The 20,793-nt window shown below is 48.1% G+C and carries 16 protein-coding genes; 10 read left to right on the forward strand and 6 right to left on the reverse strand.

From position 1 onward, the window contains the following. Window positions 1-214: 214 nt before the first annotated feature. The 4 genes from AC1DE7_RS04420 (at window position 215) to AC1DE7_RS04435 (ending at window position 5,821) form a co-directional block, all read left to right on the forward strand. Window positions 215-673, forward strand: a complete 459-nt coding sequence (locus tag AC1DE7_RS04420) for a MarR family winged helix-turn-helix transcriptional regulator (RefSeq protein ID WP_036609512.1) — start codon at window positions 215-217, stop codon at window positions 671-673. Beyond that, window positions 670-3,837 carry an MMPL/RND family transporter gene (locus AC1DE7_RS04425; RefSeq protein ID WP_477533804.1) on the forward strand — a complete coding sequence of 1,056 codons (3,168 nt, stop codon included), beginning with the start codon at window positions 670-672 and terminating at the stop codon, window positions 3,835-3,837. The genes AC1DE7_RS04420 and AC1DE7_RS04425 overlap by 4 nt, the downstream gene beginning before the upstream one ends. Before the next feature lie 167 nt (window positions 3,838-4,004). Next, on the forward strand, window positions 4,005-4,667 hold the full coding sequence (locus AC1DE7_RS04430; protein ID WP_353882740.1) for a GDSL-type esterase/lipase family protein: 663 nt from the start codon (window positions 4,005-4,007) through the stop codon (window positions 4,665-4,667). A 92-nt stretch (window positions 4,668-4,759) separates the two neighbouring features. Continuing rightward, window positions 4,760-5,821 carry a phosphotransferase enzyme family protein gene (locus tag AC1DE7_RS04435; protein ID WP_477533805.1) on the forward strand — a complete coding sequence of 354 codons (1,062 nt, stop codon included), beginning with the start codon at window positions 4,760-4,762 and terminating at the stop codon, window positions 5,819-5,821. A 113-nt stretch (window positions 5,822-5,934) separates the two neighbouring features. Here the strand turns inward: AC1DE7_RS04435 and AC1DE7_RS04440 are convergent, their stop codons facing one another. From AC1DE7_RS04440 to AC1DE7_RS04450, 3 genes are all read right to left on the reverse strand, one after another. Beyond that, the gene (locus AC1DE7_RS04440) at window positions 5,935-6,612 is read right to left on the reverse strand and encodes a tetratricopeptide repeat protein (protein ID WP_253507405.1); all 678 of its coding nucleotides are present in this window, start codon (window positions 6,610-6,612) and stop codon (window positions 5,935-5,937) included. A gap of 14 nt (window positions 6,613-6,626) precedes the next feature. Continuing rightward, window positions 6,627-8,615, reverse strand: coding sequence for a GTP-binding protein (locus tag AC1DE7_RS04445; RefSeq protein WP_477533806.1), 1,989 nt, complete (start codon window positions 8,613-8,615; stop codon window positions 6,627-6,629). A gap of 142 nt (window positions 8,616-8,757) precedes the next feature. Further along, the gene (locus AC1DE7_RS04450) at window positions 8,758-9,684 is read right to left on the reverse strand and encodes a helix-turn-helix domain-containing protein (protein ID WP_477533807.1); all 927 of its coding nucleotides are present in this window, start codon (window positions 9,682-9,684) and stop codon (window positions 8,758-8,760) included. 141 nt (window positions 9,685-9,825) lie between these two features. On the opposite strand from AC1DE7_RS04450, the gene AC1DE7_RS04455 reads away from it, so the two are divergent. Continuing rightward, a complete protein-coding gene (locus AC1DE7_RS04455; RefSeq protein ID WP_477533808.1) occupies window positions 9,826-11,343 on the forward strand; it encodes a tagaturonate reductase in 1,518 nt (505 codons plus the stop codon). Continuing rightward, window positions 11,340-12,854, forward strand: coding sequence for a UxaA family hydrolase (locus AC1DE7_RS04460; protein WP_477533809.1), 1,515 nt, complete (start codon window positions 11,340-11,342; stop codon window positions 12,852-12,854). Before AC1DE7_RS04455 ends, AC1DE7_RS04460 begins: the two co-directional genes overlap by 4 nt. A gap of 101 nt (window positions 12,855-12,955) precedes the next feature. On the opposite strand, the gene AC1DE7_RS04465 is transcribed toward AC1DE7_RS04460, so the two are convergent. The 3 genes from AC1DE7_RS04465 to AC1DE7_RS04475 form a co-directional block, all read right to left on the reverse strand. Continuing rightward, window positions 12,956-13,642 (reverse strand): AlkZ-related protein, encoded by a 687-nt coding sequence (locus tag AC1DE7_RS04465; protein WP_036670284.1) that lies wholly within the window; start codon window positions 13,640-13,642, stop codon window positions 12,956-12,958. Between the two features lie 34 nt (window positions 13,643-13,676). Then, complete coding sequence (locus AC1DE7_RS04470) at window positions 13,677-14,633, reverse strand: helix-turn-helix transcriptional regulator (protein WP_430211018.1); 957 nt, start codon at window positions 14,631-14,633, stop codon at window positions 13,677-13,679. A 438-nt stretch (window positions 14,634-15,071) separates the two neighbouring features. Beyond that, window positions 15,072-17,099: a beta-galactosidase gene (locus AC1DE7_RS04475; RefSeq protein ID WP_477533810.1), complete on the reverse strand. Its 2,028-nt coding sequence runs from the start codon at window positions 17,097-17,099 to the stop codon at window positions 15,072-15,074. Between the two features lie 128 nt (window positions 17,100-17,227). On the opposite strand from AC1DE7_RS04475, the gene AC1DE7_RS04480 reads away from it, so the two are divergent. The 4 genes from AC1DE7_RS04480 to AC1DE7_RS04495 all read left to right on the forward strand — a co-directional run bounded on the left by AC1DE7_RS04480 (window position 17,228) and on the right by AC1DE7_RS04495 (window position 20,634). Further along, the gene (locus tag AC1DE7_RS04480; RefSeq protein ID WP_076249845.1) at window positions 17,228-18,061 is read left to right on the forward strand and encodes an AraC family transcriptional regulator; all 834 of its coding nucleotides are present in this window, start codon (window positions 17,228-17,230) and stop codon (window positions 18,059-18,061) included. 143 nt (window positions 18,062-18,204) lie between these two features. After that, entirely contained in the window at window positions 18,205-18,993 is a 789-nt protein-coding gene (locus AC1DE7_RS04485) for an alpha/beta hydrolase (protein WP_477533811.1), read from the forward strand. An 81-nt stretch (window positions 18,994-19,074) separates the two neighbouring features. Beyond that, entirely contained in the window at window positions 19,075-19,740 is a 666-nt protein-coding gene (locus AC1DE7_RS04490) for an SGNH/GDSL hydrolase family protein (protein ID WP_127543825.1), read from the forward strand. A gap of 12 nt (window positions 19,741-19,752) precedes the next feature. Beyond that, entirely contained in the window at window positions 19,753-20,634 is an 882-nt protein-coding gene (locus tag AC1DE7_RS04495; RefSeq protein WP_477533812.1) for an SMP-30/gluconolactonase/LRE family protein, read from the forward strand. The last annotated feature ends 159 nt before the right edge of the window (window positions 20,635-20,793 follow it).

Consider the following 20,793-nt stretch of genomic DNA (forward strand, 5'->3'; position numbering starts at 1 on the left):
AGACCTTTTATTACTTTAAGAAATATATGGATTATCATCAGTACAGGATGTTGGATTTGGCAATGAGCTGAGTCGGACGTCCTGTTTTTTTGTCGTTTTCATCAAAAAAGCAGGAAAAAAGTATTGCTTTGTAAGATTGTTTCATTATAGAATAGTTTCACAGAAGAATAGTTCGTTAAGTGAACTATATAGATTTGGGAAAGGAGAATGAAGAATGAGTACACCGGATGCAAAAAGTTTGGTGAACCGCTATTTGGATGCTTCCTTTATGGTCAATAAGCGGTTTGATACGCGGATACGCGAACAAGTGGGGCAGACCATAACGACCGATCAGTTCTGCGCACTTCGTCTGATTGAAGAGAAACCTTTCTGCACGCCCTCTGATCTTGCAGAGCTTCTGTGTATAGGTAAGAGCAGCATTACCGCTTTGGTCAACAAGCTGGTGGATCGCGATCTGGTCCATCGGGCCGGGGATGAACGTGACCGCCGCGTTGTATATCTGACACTGACGGATACCGGACGACAGGTATACAGGGAAACAGAACAGGAAATACAGCAGATTCTGGAGCCGTATCTGGTTCATTTTAAACCGGAAGAAGTCCGAATTTTCATTGAATCTTTTGAGAAGCTTGCAGCTTTGCTATCGCATGAAGGAGGACGGGAGAACGAATGAGAACGATACTAAAAGCAAGATGGTGGTTAATGGGGCTATGGGTTGTTGTAGCTGCCGTGTTGATGTTTACCGCCCCTAACATGAGTGAACTGATTCGGGAAAAGGGACAGTTTTCGGTTCCGGAAGGGTACTCTTCCACCCAGGCAGCAGCGATTCTGAATGAAGCTGCAGCACAAAAAGGAGAACAACAGGGGAGCCAGATCGCCCTTGTATTCTATAATCCCGATGGGCTGGGCACCACGGGGAAACAAGAGGCAGAGAAGGCCGTTAAGCAATTGGAGGCCGACAAGGAGAAGCTCGGTATTCTGTCCATTCTGGAACCTTTCTCTCAGCCTGAACTGTCCGAGAAGATGATCTCAGCTGACGGAAAAACGATTCTAACATCGCTATCCATTGATCAGGGAGATCGTACGGTCAAGGAAATGCGGGAAGACCTGAATGAAGCATTGAAGTCCGTCAATGTGGAGCACTACATAACCGGTAAAGGTCTGATTGATGAGGACACCATTGAAAGTTCCCAAGAGGGGCTTAAGAAATCGGAATATATTACCGTTGTCTTTATTTTACTCATTCTGTTCCTGGTCTTCCGTTCGTTTGTAGCTCCGTTTGTCCCGCTACTGACGGTGGGGATCAGTTACATTGTATCGCAACAGATTGTTGCATTTCTGGTGGATGGGCTCGACTTCCCGATATCCACATTTACACAGATCTTTATGGTCGCCGTCATGTTTGGGATTGGTACGGATTACTGCATCCTGTTGATCAGTCGGTTCAAGGAAGAACTGGCTCATCATGAGAATACGTGGGATGCCATCATTGCTACCTATCGTACTGCCGGTAAAACGGTACTCTTCTCAGCACTAGCTGTGCTGGTTGGATTCATTGCGATTGGCTTTGCCCAGTTTATGTTGTACCGTTCTGCGGTTGCCGTAGCTGTAGGTATTGCAGTGATGATGCTTGCCTTAGTGACCATCGTACCATTCTTCATGGCGGTGTTAGGCAAGAAGTTATTCTGGCCGTCGAAGGGTTCACTTGAACATGCCGAGAGCAAGATCTATGGTGCAGCTGGTCGCTTTTCACTTAAACGTCCATGGGCTGCGCTGCTCATCGTTGCAGCTGTCTGTGTGCCTCTTCTGGCAACCTACGATGGCAAACTGTCGTTCAACAGTCTCGATGAGATTGGCGAGAAATATGATTCCGTAAAAGCATTTAACATTATCTCTGACAGCTTCGGTCCGGGTGAATCACTGCCGGGTCAGATCGTCATCCAGAACGATGAAGAGATGGATAATGCAAAGTATATGGCCGTTGCCGAGAAAATTAGCCGGGAAGTAGAGAAAGTAGCCGGAGTCTCTGGTGTCCGTAGTATGACACGACCTACGGGTGATGAGATTAAAGATTTTGAAGTTACACAGCAAGTGGGAACATTATCGGATGGACTGGGTGAAGGCAAGACGGGTCTGGACAAAATCCGTGATGGCCTGAGTGAAGCCAGCAGTCAGCTAAGTAAAAATGAACCACAGTTAAAAGAAGCTGCTGATGGAGCAGGTGAACTTACCAAAGGAACCTCCCAGTTGCAATCGGGTATCACGCAACTCAGTCAGGGACTTGGGCAGATTGAAAAAGGTATTCGAGATGGTTCCGCAGGTGCAGGGGATCTGAAAGCCGGACTTCAGCAAGCCAAAACGAGTGCAGATCAACTTGCGCAGGCAAACAATCAGTTGCTTGAAGCCTATCGTCAGGCGGGAGCAGGGGTCGCTGCACTGGGGGATGGGACCCGCGAACTGGAACAACAGCTGAACGGGGTTTCAACAGCTCTAACCAGTCTGTCCGAATCCTTCACAGCACTTGAAGAGCGTTATCCTGAATTGCAGCAAGATGCTGATTACCAGCGTATCAAAGGTGCGATTGGAGAAACAGGTTCTGGCACAGCGCAGCTTGCTCAAGGTTTGGGTCAGATTAAGACCAAACTTGGGGAAGCCGCTGCTGGAATTAATCAGGCCAATGAAGGGTTTGCCTCCGCAGCAGCCGGACAAAAGGCGCTTGCCGATGGCCTGGGCCAGATTGTAACGGGAATCGGTCAGTTGCAATCCGGTCTCAAACAGGCTGCGGATGGTCAGGGTAAAGTGATTAGTGAAATTCCTTCCATTCAGGATGGACTTGGCCAGCTTCAGGGTGGTCAGGAGAAAATCCAACAAGGCTTCTCGGATCTGAGTGGTCAGCTGACACAACTGACAGATGGACTAAATCAAAGTGTCGATGGTATTAAACAGGTATCCGGTGGACTGGATTCAGCGCAGGACTACCTGACGCAATTGCAAAATTCACCAGATTCCGATCTTGCAGGTTGGTACGTTCCTGATGAAGCACTGAACAGCAAAGACTTCACACAGGTATTTGATACGTATCTGTCTGAAGATCGGAAAACGATGACGATTGATGTTATTTTCGCCGAAAATCCATACGGAACAGAAGCCATTGATCGTGTTCCTGACATTGAGGCGGCAGTACATCGCGCGGTACAAGGCAGTACACTTGAAAAAGCAGATATCGCCATAGGTGGCGTTACCAGCACGTTTGCAGATTTGCAGGAGATCTCGAATAACGACTATACACGTACTGTAATGCTGATGCTGGCAGGCACATTTATTATTCTGGTCGTACTGCTTCGCTCGGTCATTATGCCATTGTATCTGATTGTTTCCTTATTACTGGCTTATTTCACATCGATGGCGTTAACCGAAGTGATCTTTGTTAATATCCTTGGGTTCGCAGGCATTAGCTGGGTTACTCCGTTCTTCGGATTTGTTATGCTGATTGCACTTGGTGTGGATTATAGCATCTTCCTGATGGACCGTTTCAATGAGAACAAAGGTATGAAAGTACAGGATGCGATGTTGTACGCGATGAAGAACATGGGCACCGTTATTCTATCTGCCGCGGTCATTCTGAGCGGTACATTTGCTGCGATGTATCCATCCGGTGTTCTCTCGATGATGCAGATTGCCACAGTAGTCCTTAGCGGATTGATCTTGTACTCTCTGCTGTTCCTGCCATTCTTCGTTCCAGTGATGGTGAAGATGTTTGGCCGGGCCAACTGGTGGCCGTTCCCGAACAAGGAACAATCAGATTCCGTTGATTCGGATCGGACCATAGGCATGTAATGCATTGCAATGAATCAGGCTCTGCCGCGTTATGCGGCAGGGCTTTTTTCTTTTTTTTACCTCTACAGAAGAAGAGTGGTCTTATGCAAAAAAGAAAGGTGTATGCCTAAGGACACCATCCCGCGCCTTGTCTTGCAACTCATCATAAGATATAGAGCAGTTCATTATTGTTCAGAGAAATCACAGCAGAGAGGGGCGACGGGATGGTATATCGATATGTGGCTATAGGAGATTCATTAACAGTAGGTACAGGAGCGTTGCTGGGCACCGGCTTTGTTCCTTTATATCGGCGAATGGCAGAAATGAATGTTCGTACGTTTGTATCCATGGAGAATATGGGCGTGAATGGACTGACGTCGGGGGAAATGTTGCAGATGATCTCTTCGCATCCCCGAGTGCGGCAATCGCTCCGTGAAGCGGATATCATTACCATATCCATTGGCGGGAATGATCTGATTCGTACGTTCAAAGCAAGTAATGGCATTCCAAATGCCAGCAAAATGACACAGGTGCTCGGAGAAACCCGCAGTAATGTATCCCAGATCATGCGGCACATTCGGCAGTTAAAGGGCAACCATGAGTATATGGTCCGATCCATCGGATTGTACAACCCGTACCCACAAGCGACGGAAGCTGCGTACTGGGTGCGCCAATATAATTCGTTTCTGAATGGAGCCGGATCAGGCAACTATGCGTGTGCTCAGGTGTATGACAGGTTTGAAGGTCGTGAACGTGAACTGTTGTTCTGGGACAGAGTGCATCCCAATGCAAGAGGGTATCGTGTCATTGCGGAGCAGCTTAATCGGACGGGATATTATCCGTTCTCTTGATCACTTTGGAACAGAACTAGACCAAGCGATGGACTTCCTTTAAGATAAATAAAAGACAGTTCCATTTTGTGAGATAAAGGGGTTAATTTTTGGTGCAAAACATCGATTCCGGTTCCCTCCATCCTTCAGAGCAGCAGCGTATATCCGAAGTGTTGGCCTTATATGGTTTTACATCGGATTGGAAAGGCGAGCGTGGAAAGGGTGGAATGAATAATTCTACTTACATGCTCCATGTAGACGGGACTAATTACGTCATGAGACAATATGAAACACATAATGATCCGATGAAAATCACCTTTGAACACGAGGTGCTGGAAGCCCTACAACGTTCGAACTTTAAGCTTGATACACCTTCACCTGTAAGGCGGTTATCTGGTGAGAGAGGTACATTCCTTCCTGTAAAAGATACCCTGACAGGTCATACCAAAATCGTGACTCTGTTTCATTATAGGGAAGGCGTCAATCCCATCTGGCATACACCAGATCAATTGATAGGGCTCGGTAAAGCGGCGGGGGCCCTGTCTTGTGTTATGGCTACCCTGGATATACCACTTGAACCTGTGTATCCACCATATTATCGAATTCAGGATGCGTATCCGCTCTGTTCACCAGAACGATTATTACAGCTATGCACATCGCCGCCAGAGCAATTGGCCTCATGTGCAAATGAGTTGAAGCAACTGAGAGAGGCGCTGCCAGATCTGTTTGAAGCCCTGCGGGGTATGGAACATCTGCCGCATCAATTGGTTCATGGGGACGTGAATGCCTCGAATGTATTGGTAGATCAGCAGGATGGTGGAATCTGTGCCATTTTGGATTTTGAATTTGCGACATGGGATTTGCGGGTAATGGAGCTGGCTGTTCCGATGTCTGACCTCCTTACCATGGACAAGAGTGAAGATTGGATGTGGCAGGCACAGGAGGGACTGATCAGGGGATTTCGGGAACAGGTCAGCCTGAAACCGGAAGAGTTGCTGGCCATACCTCGATTGATTTTGCTGCGTAGTCTGGATGTGGTCATGCATTTCATCAGTCGGATGTTCGAGGGTACAGATGAGCCGGAAGTGGCTGTGGAGCAGATTGTGAAGCTCAAACAGCGGATCGACTGGATGCATCTCCATGAAGAACGACTGTGTGAGATATTGGTGTATTAATATCGTTGTTAAGAATAAAGTGCACTGGTTCTGCTCTTACGAGGGCAGAGATCAGTGCACTTTTATTGGTTAGAAAAGTGATATATGAAGATTACGGTGTATAGCGGATGACATTACAATCCACGTTTGCGGAACCAACTGCGGACAGCCCAGCGGCGCTCCTGACGTTTTTTGTATTTGGGTAACGAACGATAAACGTTCAAAGATTGCTCGTATGCCTGTTTTGCATCAGCATTGCGCCCAAGGGAACGGTGAACCGAGCCGAGCAGATAATAAGCTTCACTGGAAGAGGAATGAATCTCCTGAAACTGATGCACATAATCCAGCGCTTTGTCTTCATGCGTATCTTTGAAAGCTCCGGCAAGGGTTAGGTACGGGCGTCCGTACTTGACTCTGGGGTTGATCTCGAGGGCTTGCAAAATATGACGTTCGCCTTTTTCGATGTTGCCCAAATGAAGCTCAGTTGTCCCCAGTGCCTCCCAGTACTCAGCCGATTGTTCGTATGGGCGCTCCAGTTCAAGCAATAACGCATGTGCCTCACTGTAACGCTTGCGCTCAATTAACAGGCGAGCCAGTTCCAGCTTGGAAGAAACTTCATTAGGACTCATGGCAAGCTGTTGCCGAAGCCGTGAGATGTTACGCATACGTTTGAGAGGTTTCGTGAAGCTTGGGAACACCCCAACGTAACGACGATCCAGGAAATACAGTATAACGAGTAAAATGAGGACGGCAATGAACGGATTACCTACAATCCGCCATAAAAGGCCAAAGATAAGAAATTTAATAAGCACAGGTTCAACTCCATTTATGATGTAATCGCGTTTCGTACACTTAAAATATATTTCGACTGATCCAACGGGTTAACTCCTCTGCGTTTGCGAGTATGATTCACATCCGCAGAACAATCTTGATATCCGGCAAACGAAGTCGTAAGCATCCCGCGGCCGCTTGTCTCGGAACGCAGTTTCACCGGATAATCCATTGAGGTGGCAAGAGGCATAACTCCTTCAATAATACAACGTCCGCTACCAATGACGGGGGCTTCGAAGGTTGCCCGCATATGTACCAGATCACTAAGGGCCTTACCGCCGTATTCCTCCGGGACCGTCAGCCGGAACTGAAGAAGGGGTTCCAGCAACGTGGTACCTGTTCTCGACAATCCATCCATGATTCCCATAGGTGTGGCTACAACAAAATCCAGCGGATGTGTATGCCAGACATGATGTTCCCCTTCCACCAGCGTGATGCGCAGATCGGTTACTTCCCAACCGAGCATACCTTGAGACAAGGCTTCCGGAATTCGTCGTTCAACTTCATTCTGATAACGTAACAGCAGATCTTCTGTCCTTACGGTTGAGGCATAGATCAGACCGCTTCCGCGAGGCAAAGGTTCAATCTTGAAGCGAAGGATGGCCCAGCAGGGCTTAGGCATCGTATAAGCGATGTAACCTTCTCCGGCTGTACGTGGTGTCTCCTTATAGATGACGGATGGCGGATCAAACACGACATCCAATCCGAAACGACTCAGCAACAGGCTGGATAAAATCTCAAGCTGAATGGTTCCCATGACCTTGAGATGCAGTTCTCGTTCCTCCGGCAACCATTGCAGGTCGAGTAAGGGGTCTTCATCCGTCAACTCTTGCAATGCTGCGACAAGATCGGGGTAACGTGCCGGGTCCTTGCCATGTACTTGTACGGTCAGCAAAGGCACAGCCATCTGTGGCAGAGGAGGTACACCTTCAGGATTGCCGATAATGTCACCCACATGTGTGTCACTCAGTCCATACAGCGCAGCAATCTGCCCCGCGTGAACGGCACCGGTATCCGCCCATTTCCGTCCATCCATACGGCGAATCTGCGTCACTTTCTCTTCAAGCTCCCGCGTCGAATTATGGATGGTATCCCGATTGTGTAAGCTGCCACCATACATACGGACGTATGCCGTGCGGCCCATCGTACGGTCACGTTCAATTTTGAACACAACGCCGGATACGGGAGAGTCCACTGGTTGTGCAGGTGGAGGCAGAAATGCAAGGACCGTGTCCAGCAATGCCGTGACGCCAATTCCTTTGCCGGAAGCCCCATAACATACAGGGAACATCTCACCCTGATGCACATACCGCAGGAATGCTTCATTCAGATCCCTTTGTGATAACGGAGTCTCCTGGATGTAGGCTTCCATGACCTTTTCGTCCAGCTCGGCAAGTATCTCGACCAGACCTGGAATGGAAGGTGTGCCATCTGACAGAGAATCTTGATTCGGGTTCCATAGCGAGTCGATGCCATGAAATGAATCTTCGTGGAACTGATACGTTTGGATTTCGCATGCGAAAGGGGACAGGGTGGAACAAATCTGCTCCATTACCGCTGGGGCAGACGCACCAATCCGATCCATTTTATTAATATAAATGATGGTTGGGATGCGAAGTGAACGAAGGGCATGCCAGATGGCTTCACTCTGGGACTGAATGCCTTCTACTGCCGACAGAATGAGAATAGCGCCATCCATTACCCGTAGCGTTCGCTCTACTTCGGAGCTAAAATCAATGTGACCAGGCGTATCAATGAGGTCAATGATGGTGTTCTTCCAGATCAGAGAGGTCATGGCTGCCTGAACGGATATGCCACGTTCTTTCTCAATGTCCAGGGAGTCTGTGGCTGTTGTTCCGTCATCTACACGTCCCGGACTGCGGACGACACCACTCTCAAATAACATATGCTCGGTGGTGGTTGTTTTCCCCGCATCCACATGGGCGAAGATACCAATATTCCTGCGATTCAATTCGTTTAACATGGAATGCTAAGCTCCTCTGACAACGGAATGCAATGTTTCCGACAAGTAATAATCCAGATTATCATACCACATCTTCCATATGGAAGAATATGTGGATATATATGATTAGGCCCAGGCACCTATGTTCCAGTCTGGTTCTATTTTAACGAGAACTGTTCATGGTTCTGCGGTATGCTGCGGGTGTTGTACCGGTTAATTTTTTGAATTGACGGTAAAAGTGGGGCAGGCTGTCGAACCCGCAAGCATCGGCAACGGCTACCATCGTCTCATCACCTTGCACCAGATGCTCTTTCGCCATAATGACCCTTCGTGCTAATGCGTAATCCGTTAGAGTCATTCCCGTGTATCGTTTGAAGGCACGACTGAAATGGGCAGGGGATACAGAGGCGTGCTGCGCCAGTTCAGGGAGGGACAGGCCATTCCGAAGGTTATCGTCAATATGAGAGATCGTAGAAGAGAGCCATGAGGGACCTGGAGCGGATTTACCCGGATTCGCAGGTCCCGCAGCTTCCAGACGTTCCAGAAAAATGAGCAACAGTTGCAGCCTTAACAGGGCCGCATGTGCGCTTAGATGATGACCGAGCTGGAATTCGGTCTGAATATTATCAATGAGGGCGGCCACCTGTGATTGCTCCTCTGTGTTCAGATGCCTCTTATACACGCGTTGTTTACGACAACGTTCAAACAGGCTTAGCAAGGAAGAAGCAGCGCCTCCAGCGGTCGATGCCAGCAAGCCCGGGCTGAAGAACAATGCGGAAGATGTGACAGGATTGCCTGCATCCGGCAAGGCTCGGTGAACCGTGCTGCCCGGTATAATGAACAGATCTCCTTCTTGCATATTCTCAAGTCCCGTATCAATAAAGATGCTTCCCTGACCCCGATATACATAGATAATTTCATGCCAGTCGTGAAGGTGATCTGGCAATTCGTTCTGAGGGGATTTGGTATCGCTGTACACCAGGCGGAACGGAATACCGGATTCTGCTTGAATAGTCGTACGAACAGGTGAACGTTCCATAAAGACTCCTTTCCAGACGATCGTCTTCAACGAGATGTTATACCTGGTCATGAGAGAGTATATTTACCGCAATATAAGCAATTTAATTTCCTTTTATTGATGATACAATGAATTTAAAGCGTTTACAATAAAAGGGTGCAGAGCCTTCGAGCTGCATTCCGACAGTACAAATAATCGATGAGGTGAGTGTCCATGTCGGCAAGCACGAAACGGCCAAGGTTGAAGCTGAATTTACTGGGGAGCGATGGTCAGCGCAAGTGCAAGGAGATTATGGAGCGTCCCGTGAAGGTTTTGCAGATTGGAGAAGGTAATTTCTTGCGGGGATTTGCAGACTGGATGCTTCATGAGAGTGCCAGACAAGGCAAATTCCATGGAAGTGTAGCTGTTACCCAACCACGACCGGGAGGCAAAGCCAAGCTGGAGCAGATTCGTGATCAGGATGGATTATATACGATGATTACGCGTGGGCTGTCTCAAGGAAAGCCGGTTGAGCGGACAGAGTTGATCTCCATTTTCTCACAGTGTATCAATCCGTATGAGGAATGGGATGCCTTTCTGAACTTGGCGGAACTGCCTTCACTTGAGTTCGTTATTTCCAATACAACCGAATCAGGATTGAAATATACGTATGCGGACTATATCGAGGGTGAACCCGTCCAATCATTTCCGGGGAAATTAACAGTTTTCCTGCATCAGCGATATTTGAAATTTGATGGTGATCCATCCAGAGGTTTGATTCATCTGCCATGCGAGCTGCTTGAAGGCAATGGTGACGTGCTTCGCAGTTGTGTTCTCCGTCATAGTGAGGATTATGGGTATTCGGAAGGCTTCCGCTCATGGATCGAGAACCATAATCACTTCCTGAACAATCTGGTAGATCGAATCGTAACAGGTGCGCCGACCCAGGAGGAAGCCGATTCCCTGACGAATCGCTGGGGGTATGAGGACCAGTTGATTAATACGGCAGAGCCATATCATTTCTGGGCCATTCAGGGTGATGAATCATTGGACAAAAAACTTCCTCTCAAGCAGGCAGGTCTCAATGTACATTGGGTGAAAGATCTGAAGCCTTTTCAGGTACGCAAAGTTCGTATTTTGAATGGGTCACATACCTTAATGTCATCCCTCGGCATTCTGCAAGGTAAGCAGCATGTGAGAGAAACGATGGAAGATCCGTATTTTGGCTCATGGATCAGGGAAGCTGTGCATCAGGAGATCGTGCCTGCTCTGGATATGCCCGATCATCAGCTGGACCAGTATGCAGAAGAAGTGTTCGAACGGTTCCTTAACCCATATATTGATCACAAATTGCAAGATATTGCTTTGAATACGATCGGAAAATTCAAGGTGCGTGTGCTGCCAACACTATTGTCTTACGAGCAAAATCAGGGAAGTTGGCCAGAACGTTTAATTCAAGGGTTTGCTGGATTATTGTGTCTCTATCGTCCGGTAAATACGCCAGAAGGTTACAAGGCACAAAGACTGAATGGAGAGGACATTCTGCTGCGGGATGACCCGGATGTCCTGGCTGCTTTGGCTGCACACTGGGAAGGTTATGACACGCTTAACAGGAATCAGAACCAACTGGATGACCGGGTAGCGGCTGTGTTGTCGGATACCTTGATCTGGGGCGGAAATCTGGATGCAAGAGAAGGGCTGCGTGCAGCACTTGTTCGTGAAATCGGATTGTTGGAAGGTGAAGGGAAATGAACACAACAAGTACAATCAATGACTGGATTGCCATTCAACCACAGGATGATGTCATTATAGCGCTTCGGGATTATGCGAAAGGAGAATGCATTACCCTGCCAGACGGTGTTTCTTTTACCTTGCTGGATGACGTGCCCAAAGGGCATAAGATTGCTGTGCATACCCTGGCACCGGGTGATGATGTGATGAAGTATGGTTTCTCCATCGGGATTGCCCAAGAGCAGATTGAGCAGGGAAGCTGGATTCATAGTCACAACCTGAAGACGGGTCTGCACGGATTACTTGAATATGAGTATCAGCCGGGCGCGCAGGTTCAGACGGACATGCCTCCGGAACATCTGCGCTCATTTGATGGATATTTGCGCCCCAATGGTGACGCAGGTATTCGTAATGAGATCTGGATTGTGAACACAGTTGGATGTATCAATAAAGTGTGTGAAGCTTTGGCACGTATGGGGCAGTCCCAGTTTGGAAGCCGGGTCGATGGTGTATTTCACTTTCCGCATCCATTCGGGTGTTCACAGCTTGGTGATGATCTGAAGTATACACAACAGTTGCTGGCCTCCTTGGTGGAGCATCCGAATGCAGGAGGCGTGCTCGTCATCGGTCTGGGCTGTGAGAACAATCAGGTCGATGAATTCCGTGAGTGTATTGCTCCGGAATACCGCGGTAAAGTACGGTTTCTCAAAGCACAGGAAACGGATGACGAGCTTGAGGAAGGGCTTCGACTGATGGAAGAACTTGTGGAGATCGCTGAACATGAACAACGGCAGCCGCTTCCGCTCAGTAAACTTAAAATTGGTTTGAAGTGTGGCGGTTCCGATGGTTTATCCGGCATTACAGCCAATCCGCTGGTCGGTGCAGTTGCTGATATGTTGGTTGCTGCCGGGGGTACGGCTATTCTGACGGAAGTTCCGGAGATGTTTGGTGCGGAGACGATCTTAATGAACCGGGCTACCAATGAGCAGGTGTTTCACGATTTGGTGGACCTCGTGAACGGCTTCAAGCAATATTTTGTGAACCATGGCCAGAACATCTATGAGAATCCTTCACCTGGGAATAAGGCTGGTGGCATCACAACGCTAGAGGAAAAGTCACTTGGATGTACGCAAAAGGGAGGACGTTCTTCCGTAGTCGACGTTCTACGGTATGGCAAACGTGTAACTCAAACCGGTCTGAACATTGTAGAAGCACCGGGTAATGACCTGGTATCTGTAACGGCACTGTCTGCGGCGGGTGCACATATTGTGCTCTTCACAACAGGGCGGGGGACTCCCTTCGGAGGTCCGGTACCTACCGTCAAGATTGCGACCCAATCCGATCTGGCGAATCGCAAAAAACACTGGATTGACTTCAACGCAGGCCAGCTGTTGGAGGGGCAGACGATGGATGAGGTGAAAGTGCAGCTGTTCAGCCAGCTGATTGACATTGCTTCAGGACGGTCACACACACTCAGTGAGCAGCATGGATTCCGGGAGATTGCCATATTCAAGGATGGCGTAATTCTCTAAATCCATTGTCGATGGGGGCTGTTGATCGTCTGGGTTACATTATATGGTGAACCACAGCCAATTCCGGTTGAAATTTGCACTACAACCGGGATTGGCTTTATTTAGATTCCACGGATGCCAAGCGCTTTGGAGATGCTTGATAATGCTGCAGGTGAAGCATGTTGTTGTAGTTGCACAATCAATAGTTCACGTGCCTCTTCTATGCTGCCTTCATATGGCTTAATGCCGTGACGTTCCATCCAGTGACCAGCAGTCTCGTATGCGGAGCTGTTCCAGGCGACTTTGCCTTCTGCGAGCCCTTCTTTTTCTTTGGTGCCACTGATCACAATGGCTGCACAGCCCTGAAGGTCCAGAAGTCCACGGTCAAATGTTTTTTTGTCCTCTTTTGCCCCGAAACCGGCTTGTGATCGCAAGGCACGTCCATCGATGCCTTCTTGTTCTGCAACTAACGCATGAAGTTTGAACGCTTCACGGGAGAGTAGACCCGCTTCATACTGTTCCTTGATAGTTCTGGAATCGGCAAGCAGTCGGTGTACCCAAGGGAAGTATTCAGATGAGACAAGAAGCGCTTTCTTTTTGACAAATTTTCCATATGCAGCAATGCCCTCTTCAGCCAGGCGTGAACGCCATAACCAAGGATCGAATTCATCATCCTTGTGCCAATGTTCTTTGGGGGTTAGCGATGACAGAGAAGGATAATCGGCAAATAGTGGTGCCAGAGGCAGCAGCCCTATAGACTGGATACGCTGTACTGCTTCTTCGTACGTTATAACGGCTTCATATGTCATGATATCAGTAGGCTCCTTTTTGTGTGTAGTCAAGCTACGACTTGGTTGAAGCAAGGTATCTCCGGCTCACTTCCTCGGCATGCTGACGAATCTCACTGCGAAGTTGGAGAGGTTCAATCACTTCGGCTTCACGTCCTAATCGGTAAAAGAATCGTACGGCCCAGTCCCATTCCCCTGGTGGACAAAGGAATGATAATTCCCAGAGATCCGGGGCAATTTCAGTCATCTTTTCACCAATATGCTCGTCCTGTTCAGCTTCAATCATTCCCCGATAACTCAGTTGTACCTTAACCAGGGTTGGCGGCTGTTCTGGAGGGATCGGCTTACTCTGCTGTTGCTCTGCCTGTTCATTAAGCATCTGTGCATCCTGTGGTTCGATCGCTTTGACTTCGATAATTCGGTCAACCCGGAACAGACGTTGTTCACCATGTTCGAGGGAATATGCTTCACAGTACCAGAAGCCAGAGGAAGCATATACCCGTGTGGGACAGATATGCAACCAACGCTGACGTGATGCGGAGCGATACAGCACACTAAGCCACCCGTGTTCGGGTATACATGCCAGCAGTGCGTCCAGATGAGGAAGAATGTAATTGCGGTCTGGAATATGATGATGCAGTTGTTTGAGCATGGGATCAATTCGCGACATAATATCATCCGGAATGATAGCCTTAACTTTGTTCATCAGGGTCCAGCGTTTCTCATGAAAGGGTGTGTCGGCGTAGCGACTTAGACCTTCAAGAGCGAATAAGAGCGTCGCTGCTTCTACCGGGTCCAGCTGTAATGGGGGTAATACGTAACCCTCCATAAGACTGAAACCGCCTCCCGGACCGGAAATGGCAATAATGGGCACATTCATCTCGGAGAGGGATTGAATATCCCGAAGAATCGTGCGACGGGAAACCTCAAATTTCTCACCTAATGAGTGTGCCGTTTCGTGACCATGCTGTAATGCCATTACAATGGCAGCAAGCCGATTTGTTCTGTTCATGTCAGCCACTCCGTTTCGATCTGCGCCGCCGGAAAGTGATGTCGTAGTTATATTTCAATTGTAACAACGAATAAGTGACATCATGAGTGTCACCAATTTTTCAACTGTTCATTATTTTATAATGGATCAGCATCAGGATTCACAAGCATGTTCCGGCAGGCGTTGTTAAAATGTGTTTCTCGTCCAATTCGCTTTGCATACTGATATTTCCTTCTATCAAAAAGACCACAGATCATGCCAAAAACCCGTATCCGGTGTAGACGGATACGGGAAGTAGCAGCTTTTGGCTTACAGAAGACGATAAAGGTCTGAAATCTATACCAATATCCTCGCTGAAGACAATAACAAGTATAAAAGGAATGAATATGTGACACTTTGTATCGCGGGAATTTCTATCACATTATATTATTCCGAATGATTTCAATTAAGCGAAATCGCTTATTTCATTTCGAGCAATTGCACTCCACGAGCTTCAATCTCAACACTTCCCGAAAGCTCACGATTGGTGAGCAGATCATGTGCCTTAGTTGTTCCCAGATCATAGGATTGTGTGGTTGCGTTATGGTTCATGACAAACAGGTAGGGTCTGCCGTCTTTGGTTCGTGCGCTTACTTCAACACCTTCTGGTGTCTCAAGCAAGGATTCTACGTACTTGGCTGCTGCAAGCTGTCCCAGCAAACCATCCAGGAAGCGCTCATCCGGGTCGGATGCAACGTACCAGGCTTCACCTTGACCAAAGGTATTACGTGTCACAACAGGCATGCCTTTATAAAAGTCGTCTCCATACTCCGCGATGACTTCGGCTCCTTCACTGTGCAGCAGGTCACACAGCATGCCGCAGCCATACTCTCCTTGAAGATCACCGTAGGTTTCTTTGAGGACAATGCGGTTCTTTTGCTCAGGCAGCAGGGCATCAATCTCTTCCACCCAGATTCCGAGCAGTTTACGAAGTTCTCCCGGATATCCACCTGTGGTCACGAGATCGTTCTCGTTGACAATGCCGCTGAAGAAGGTCGTCAGGAATGTTCCACCTGCTGCAACATACTTCTCCAGTTTGGCGGCAAACCCTGGTTTAACCATGTAAAGAACAGGGGCAAGGACAATGTCGTATTTGCTCAAATCCGTATCCACACTGATGATATCTACTTGTATGTTGCGGCGGAAGAAGGCTGCGTAGTATTTATGGATCTGATCCACATAGTTCAGGGCAACCGTAGGTCCGCTTGATTTTTCGATGGCCCACCAGTTATCCCAGTCGAACACAATGGCTACTTTGGATTCAACAGATGCATCCAGCGTGGTATCTCCAAGGATCTGCAATTCCTTGCCCAGCTCAGCGACTTCGCGGAATACACGTGTATTCTCATGCCCAGCATGCTCAATAACTGCACCGTGATACTTCTCACAGGCACCAATGGAGCGGCGAAGCTGGAAGAACATGATGGTATCGGCCCCGTGCGCAACAGATTGATAACTCCACAGACGCATGACACCTGGACGTTTCAGTGAGTTATACGGTTGCCAGTTCTGCTGACTTGGTGTTTGCTCCATCAGCATGAACGGTTGACCATCCTTCAATCCGCGCATAAGGTCATGAGCCATTGCCGTGAAGCTGACGGGTGTTGCGAGACCAGGATAACTGTCCCAGGAGACGATATCCAAATATTTTGCCCATTTGAAATAGTCTAAATGCTTGAAGAATCCCATCAGATTGGTAGTAACAACGGAGTCCGGAATATGTTTTTTGATCGTATTGTATTCCAATAGATAACAATCCAGCATGCTGTCGGAGTTGAAGCGAGAGTAGTCCAGCGAGATTCCCTGGAACGTTGAATTGTTGTTACCCCAATGTTCGCTCAGGTTGCTTGGTAATACAATTTCGTCCCAATCGTAGAAGGTATGCCCCCAGAAATTCGTATTCCATGCTTTGTTGACCTGTTCCAGAGTCTGATAGCGTTTTTTCAGATACACGCGGAACGCTTTTTCACAGTTGTCACAGTAGCACTCACCGCCATATTCGTTGGAGATGTGCCATACGAGAACCGCGGGGTGATCCTTGTATCGTTCGGCCAGTTTATCCGCAATCTTCTCAGCGTATTTGCGATAGGTCGGGCTGTTGGGACAGGAATTATGGCGCCCACCGAATTTTCGTTTGCGTCCATCGGCATCTACACGAAGCACGTCTGGATATTTCTTTGCCATCCAGGCCGGATGGGCAGCAGTGCTTGTTGCAAGGCATATATAGACACCGTTTTCATGTAAACGATTAATCAGTTGGTCGAGTTCTTCAAAACGGTAAGTAACTTCATCAGGCTGAATCAGTGCCCATGAAAATACGTTGATTGTGGCAATATCAATGCCTGCCAATTGGAACATGCGCAGGTCTTCAAGGTGGGTTTCGTGATCCCACTGTTCCGGGTTGTAATCGCCCCCGTAGAACATTTTGGGCAGTTTGTTACTAATCAATGTGTTCACCTCTTGTATAAGAATAATCCTATACTATATGATACATATGACTTTTAAAATATAATAAAAGTAATGACTCATATAAGAATACGGAAGTTTACTTCAACTTATACCCAAGGAGGCATCCCATGTTTATCTCCCCCCGACATCAACGATATTTCATGACGTCACGTGATCAGCCGTTGCCCCTTTATATTGAGAGCCTAGGTTATAACGGCAATCAGGAGAAGGTGTCCAGACCTGTGGGGTATCCCTGTTACCATTGGCTTCAGACAGTAAAGGGAGCCGGAGAATTCAAGTTTGCCGGGTCCACGGTCGTACTGGGGGAAGCATCAGGTATTTTGCTGCCGCCAAATGAACCGCATGAATATGTGCGCGCCCAAGGAGAGTGGGAGACATTCTATATTACATTTGGCGGTTCCCAGTGTCCGGCAATCTTGGAGTCACTTAGTCTGGGTGAAGCAGCATTGCATCAGTGGGAGCAGAGCAGTCCGTTCAATGATTACGGCCAGGAAGTGCTGGATTCGATCAGAAGTGATCAGGATTTGTCGGGACTCGAGGCGTCAGCGGATATATATCGATTTCTGATTTTGCTCAAAAAACATGGCATGACCGGCAATCGCTCTTCGATCTCTCATGCCGTGGAGAGACTCGCTCCGCTCATTGCATTCATGGAACAGCATTATGCGAATCCTGAGATTGGTCTCGAACATATGGCTGACGTCACGGGGATCTCATCCAGACATCTGAACACCTTGTTCAAGCAGTCCTTTGGCATGACAGCCTACAGTTATTTCATTTTGCTGCGCATTCGCAAAGCCAAGGAAATCATGACAGGGGATACCGCCCTGACGATTAGGGAGACTGCGATTAGGGTAGGGTTTCGCGATGCAAGCCATTTTGTAGCAACTTTTCGCAGGATTGAGGGGGTGACTCCTGAACAGTTCCGTAATTTGTACTAACATGTACCCAAATGATCAAAAAGTGATGCCAGGAAGGTATTGATGCGTTAGGGTCATTACCGTTATGATGGTATCGATTCCTGAGATTCGAAAACGTTTAAACGGACCCATGTATCCGTTCTACTTGGAGAGGATGATTGAAGATGACAACAACTATACCCTTATGGGATCATGCTGCACCTTATGCAGCCCAGGGTCATGAAGACCAGATGCCACATTTGATTCCATTTATTCAGCCCGGTTCCGAGAGCGCTGTCATTGTATGTCCAGGGGGCGGCTATGGATTTTTGGCTGATCATGAAGGTGCTCCAATAGCCGAATTGTTGAACCGTGCAGGTATAAGTGCATTTGTCCTGAATTATCGGGTGGCGCCTCACCAGCATCCTGCACCTATAACAGATGGTCAGCGTGCCATACGTTATGTTCGTGCTCATGCTGAGCAGTATGGCATCAACCCTGCCAAGATTGCAGTACTTGGTTTCTCCGCAGGCGGACATCTCACAGCAACACTGGGAACGCTGTATGACGAGGGACAACCGGATCATGAGGACCTCATCGAACGCCAGAGTTCACGCCCGGACCGAGTTATTCTCTGTTATCCGGTCATTACGATGGAGTCCTATGGACATGCCGGTTCCCGTGAGAATTTGCTTGGGTCGGACGCCTCTGCCGAGCAGATCAAGGCTTTCAGTGCGGAGCAACAGGTAAGAGCGGATGCTCCTGAAGCGTTCATCTGGCATACCAGCGATGACCAGGCAGTACCTGTAGAGAATAGCTTGCGTTACGCACTTGCATTGGGTGCGCATGGTATCCCCTATGACTTGCACGTTTTTGAGAAAGGGTCACATGGACTTGGATTGGCTGAGGACAACCACGCGGTTCGGGTATGGTCAGATCTGTGTCTCACATGGCTCAAGAATCAAGGCTGGTAATCACTGATTGGATAACAACTTAACGGTCTGATTAATCAATTATTCTTATATTAGCGCCTTGGAGCGAAAGAGAAAATAACGATGAAATTGCAAAAAAATGACAAGCTTCTGTTTATCGGTGATTCGATTACAGATTGTGGTCGGGAACATCCTGTAGGCGAAGGTAGCTCCGGTCTGGGACATGGTTACGTAGCGCAAGTCTATGCCCTCTTGCGGTCCATCTATCCGGAATTGATGTTGCGTGTCCAGAATGTGGGTAATGGTGGAAATACGATTCGTGATCTGAAACAGCGCTGGGATCGTGATGTGCTGGACCTTAAACCGGACTGGCTGACGATCATGATTGGCATTAATGATGTATGGCGTCAGTTCGACAACCCATTGTCAACAGACTCACATGTGTTTCTTGAAGAATACGAATCCACATTGCGTGAACTGGTGGCTTCGGTTCGTTCCAACCTGAAAGGTCTGGTACTAATGACACCTTATTATCTTGAGGCCAATCCGGAAGACCCGATGCGGGCAACGATGGATATCTACGGAGAAGCGGTACGCAGGGTAGCGAGTGAGTATGATGCGGTGTATGTGGATACACAGGCTGCATTTGCTCCATTTTGGGATCATTTCTATACGTCTGTGCTGACTTATGACCGGGTACATCCGGATGCAACGGGCCATATGGTATTGTCCAAAGCATTCTTGGATGCCATCGGATTCGAATGGTCAGGCGGCGTCAAATCTGAATAAGGACGTGAGGGCATGAGCGACGTAACTGTAGCAGTACAAACCCCGGCATTACTGGGGGAAGGTCCAAGCTGGGATGCGGAGAATAATCGATTATTGTGGGTAGATATTGAAAGCTTTAAGGTGCATGTGTATGATCCGGCTACAGGGCAGGATCAGGCTTATGATGTCGGTGAACATGTCGGGGCTGTTGTTCCCTATCGTGGTGACGAAGTTGTGGTTGCTTTACGCAGTGGATTCCATACGTATCACTTGCTTACGGGTGAGCTGCAAGCCATTGAGGACCCTGAACAAGGTAAGGATACCAATCGTTTTAATGATGGAAAATGTGATGCGAAGGGCCGCTTCTGGGCAGGCACGATGAGCATGAATAATGAGAGCAAAGCCGGATCATTGTATTGTTTGGAGCAAGGGCAACCCGTTCGCACAATGGTACAAGGTGTGTCTACATCCAACGGTCTGGGCTGGAGTCCGGATCGGCAGACCATGTATTACATTGATACCCCGACACGTTCTATTGACCGGTTTGATTTTGATCTGACGGCAGGTACGATACAAAATCGGACAAGTATCATTCACATACCGGAGGAATTCGGTTTTCCGGATGGGATGACGGTTGATGGTGAGGGCATGCTGTGGGTTGCGCACTGGGGCGGTGGAAGAGTCACTCGTTGGAACCCGCATACATCGGAACTGTTGCAACAGATCGAGGTGCCGGCAGATCAGGTAACATCCTGCTGTTTTGGTGGACCGGATCTCGAAGAGTTATACATTACAACAGCACGTATAGGGATTAAGGAAGAACGTCTAAAAGAGACACCGGATGCGGGCTCACTTTTTGTCATCAGACCGGGCGTTAAAGGGCAGGAGACTCACGCTTATGGTAGCCAGCAATAAACAGGTGCCAATTATGTAGTGAACCTTAGTGAACCTCTGCCTGGTTTGCCAGGAAAGAAACGATTCCATTTTTTACTCTTATATAAAATGTCGAAAGGTGCTGTTCTAACAGCATCTTTTTTTGTTGTATAAACCAGTTTAAACACTGAAAATATTTTA

The sequence above is a fragment of the Paenibacillus sp. 10L310 genome (genome assembly GCF_056395745.1).

Bases quoted from the DNA above. Each gene is read 5' to 3' on its own strand.
- AC1DE7_RS04420 (WP_036609512.1), top strand. From the start codon at position 215: ATGAGTACACCGGATGCAAAAAGTTTGGTGAACCGCTATTTGGATGCT.
- AC1DE7_RS04425 (WP_477533804.1), top strand. From the start codon at position 670: ATGAGAACGATACTAAAAGCAAGATGGTGGTTAATGGGGCTATGGGTT.
- AC1DE7_RS04445 (WP_477533806.1), bottom strand. From the start codon at position 8,615: ATGTTAAACGAATTGAATCGCAGGAATATTGGTATCTTCGCCCATGTG.
- AC1DE7_RS04450 (WP_477533807.1), bottom strand. From the start codon at position 9,684: ATGACCAGGTATAACATCTCGTTGAAGACGATCGTCTGGAAAGGAGTC.
- AC1DE7_RS04455 (WP_477533808.1), top strand. From the start codon at position 9,826: ATGTCGGCAAGCACGAAACGGCCAAGGTTGAAGCTGAATTTACTGGGG.
- AC1DE7_RS04460 (WP_477533809.1), top strand. From the start codon at position 11,340: ATGAACACAACAAGTACAATCAATGACTGGATTGCCATTCAACCACAG.
- AC1DE7_RS04465 (WP_036670284.1), bottom strand. From the start codon at position 13,642: ATGACATATGAAGCCGTTATAACGTACGAAGAAGCAGTACAGCGTATC.
- AC1DE7_RS04470 (WP_430211018.1), bottom strand. From the start codon at position 14,633: ATGAACAGAACAAATCGGCTTGCTGCCATTGTAATGGCATTACAGCAT.
- AC1DE7_RS04480 (WP_076249845.1), top strand. From the start codon at position 17,228: ATGTTTATCTCCCCCCGACATCAACGATATTTCATGACGTCACGTGAT.
- AC1DE7_RS04485 (WP_477533811.1), top strand. From the start codon at position 18,205: ATGACAACAACTATACCCTTATGGGATCATGCTGCACCTTATGCAGCC.
- AC1DE7_RS04490 (WP_127543825.1), top strand. From the start codon at position 19,075: ATGAAATTGCAAAAAAATGACAAGCTTCTGTTTATCGGTGATTCGATT.
- AC1DE7_RS04495 (WP_477533812.1), top strand. From the start codon at position 19,753: ATGAGCGACGTAACTGTAGCAGTACAAACCCCGGCATTACTGGGGGAA.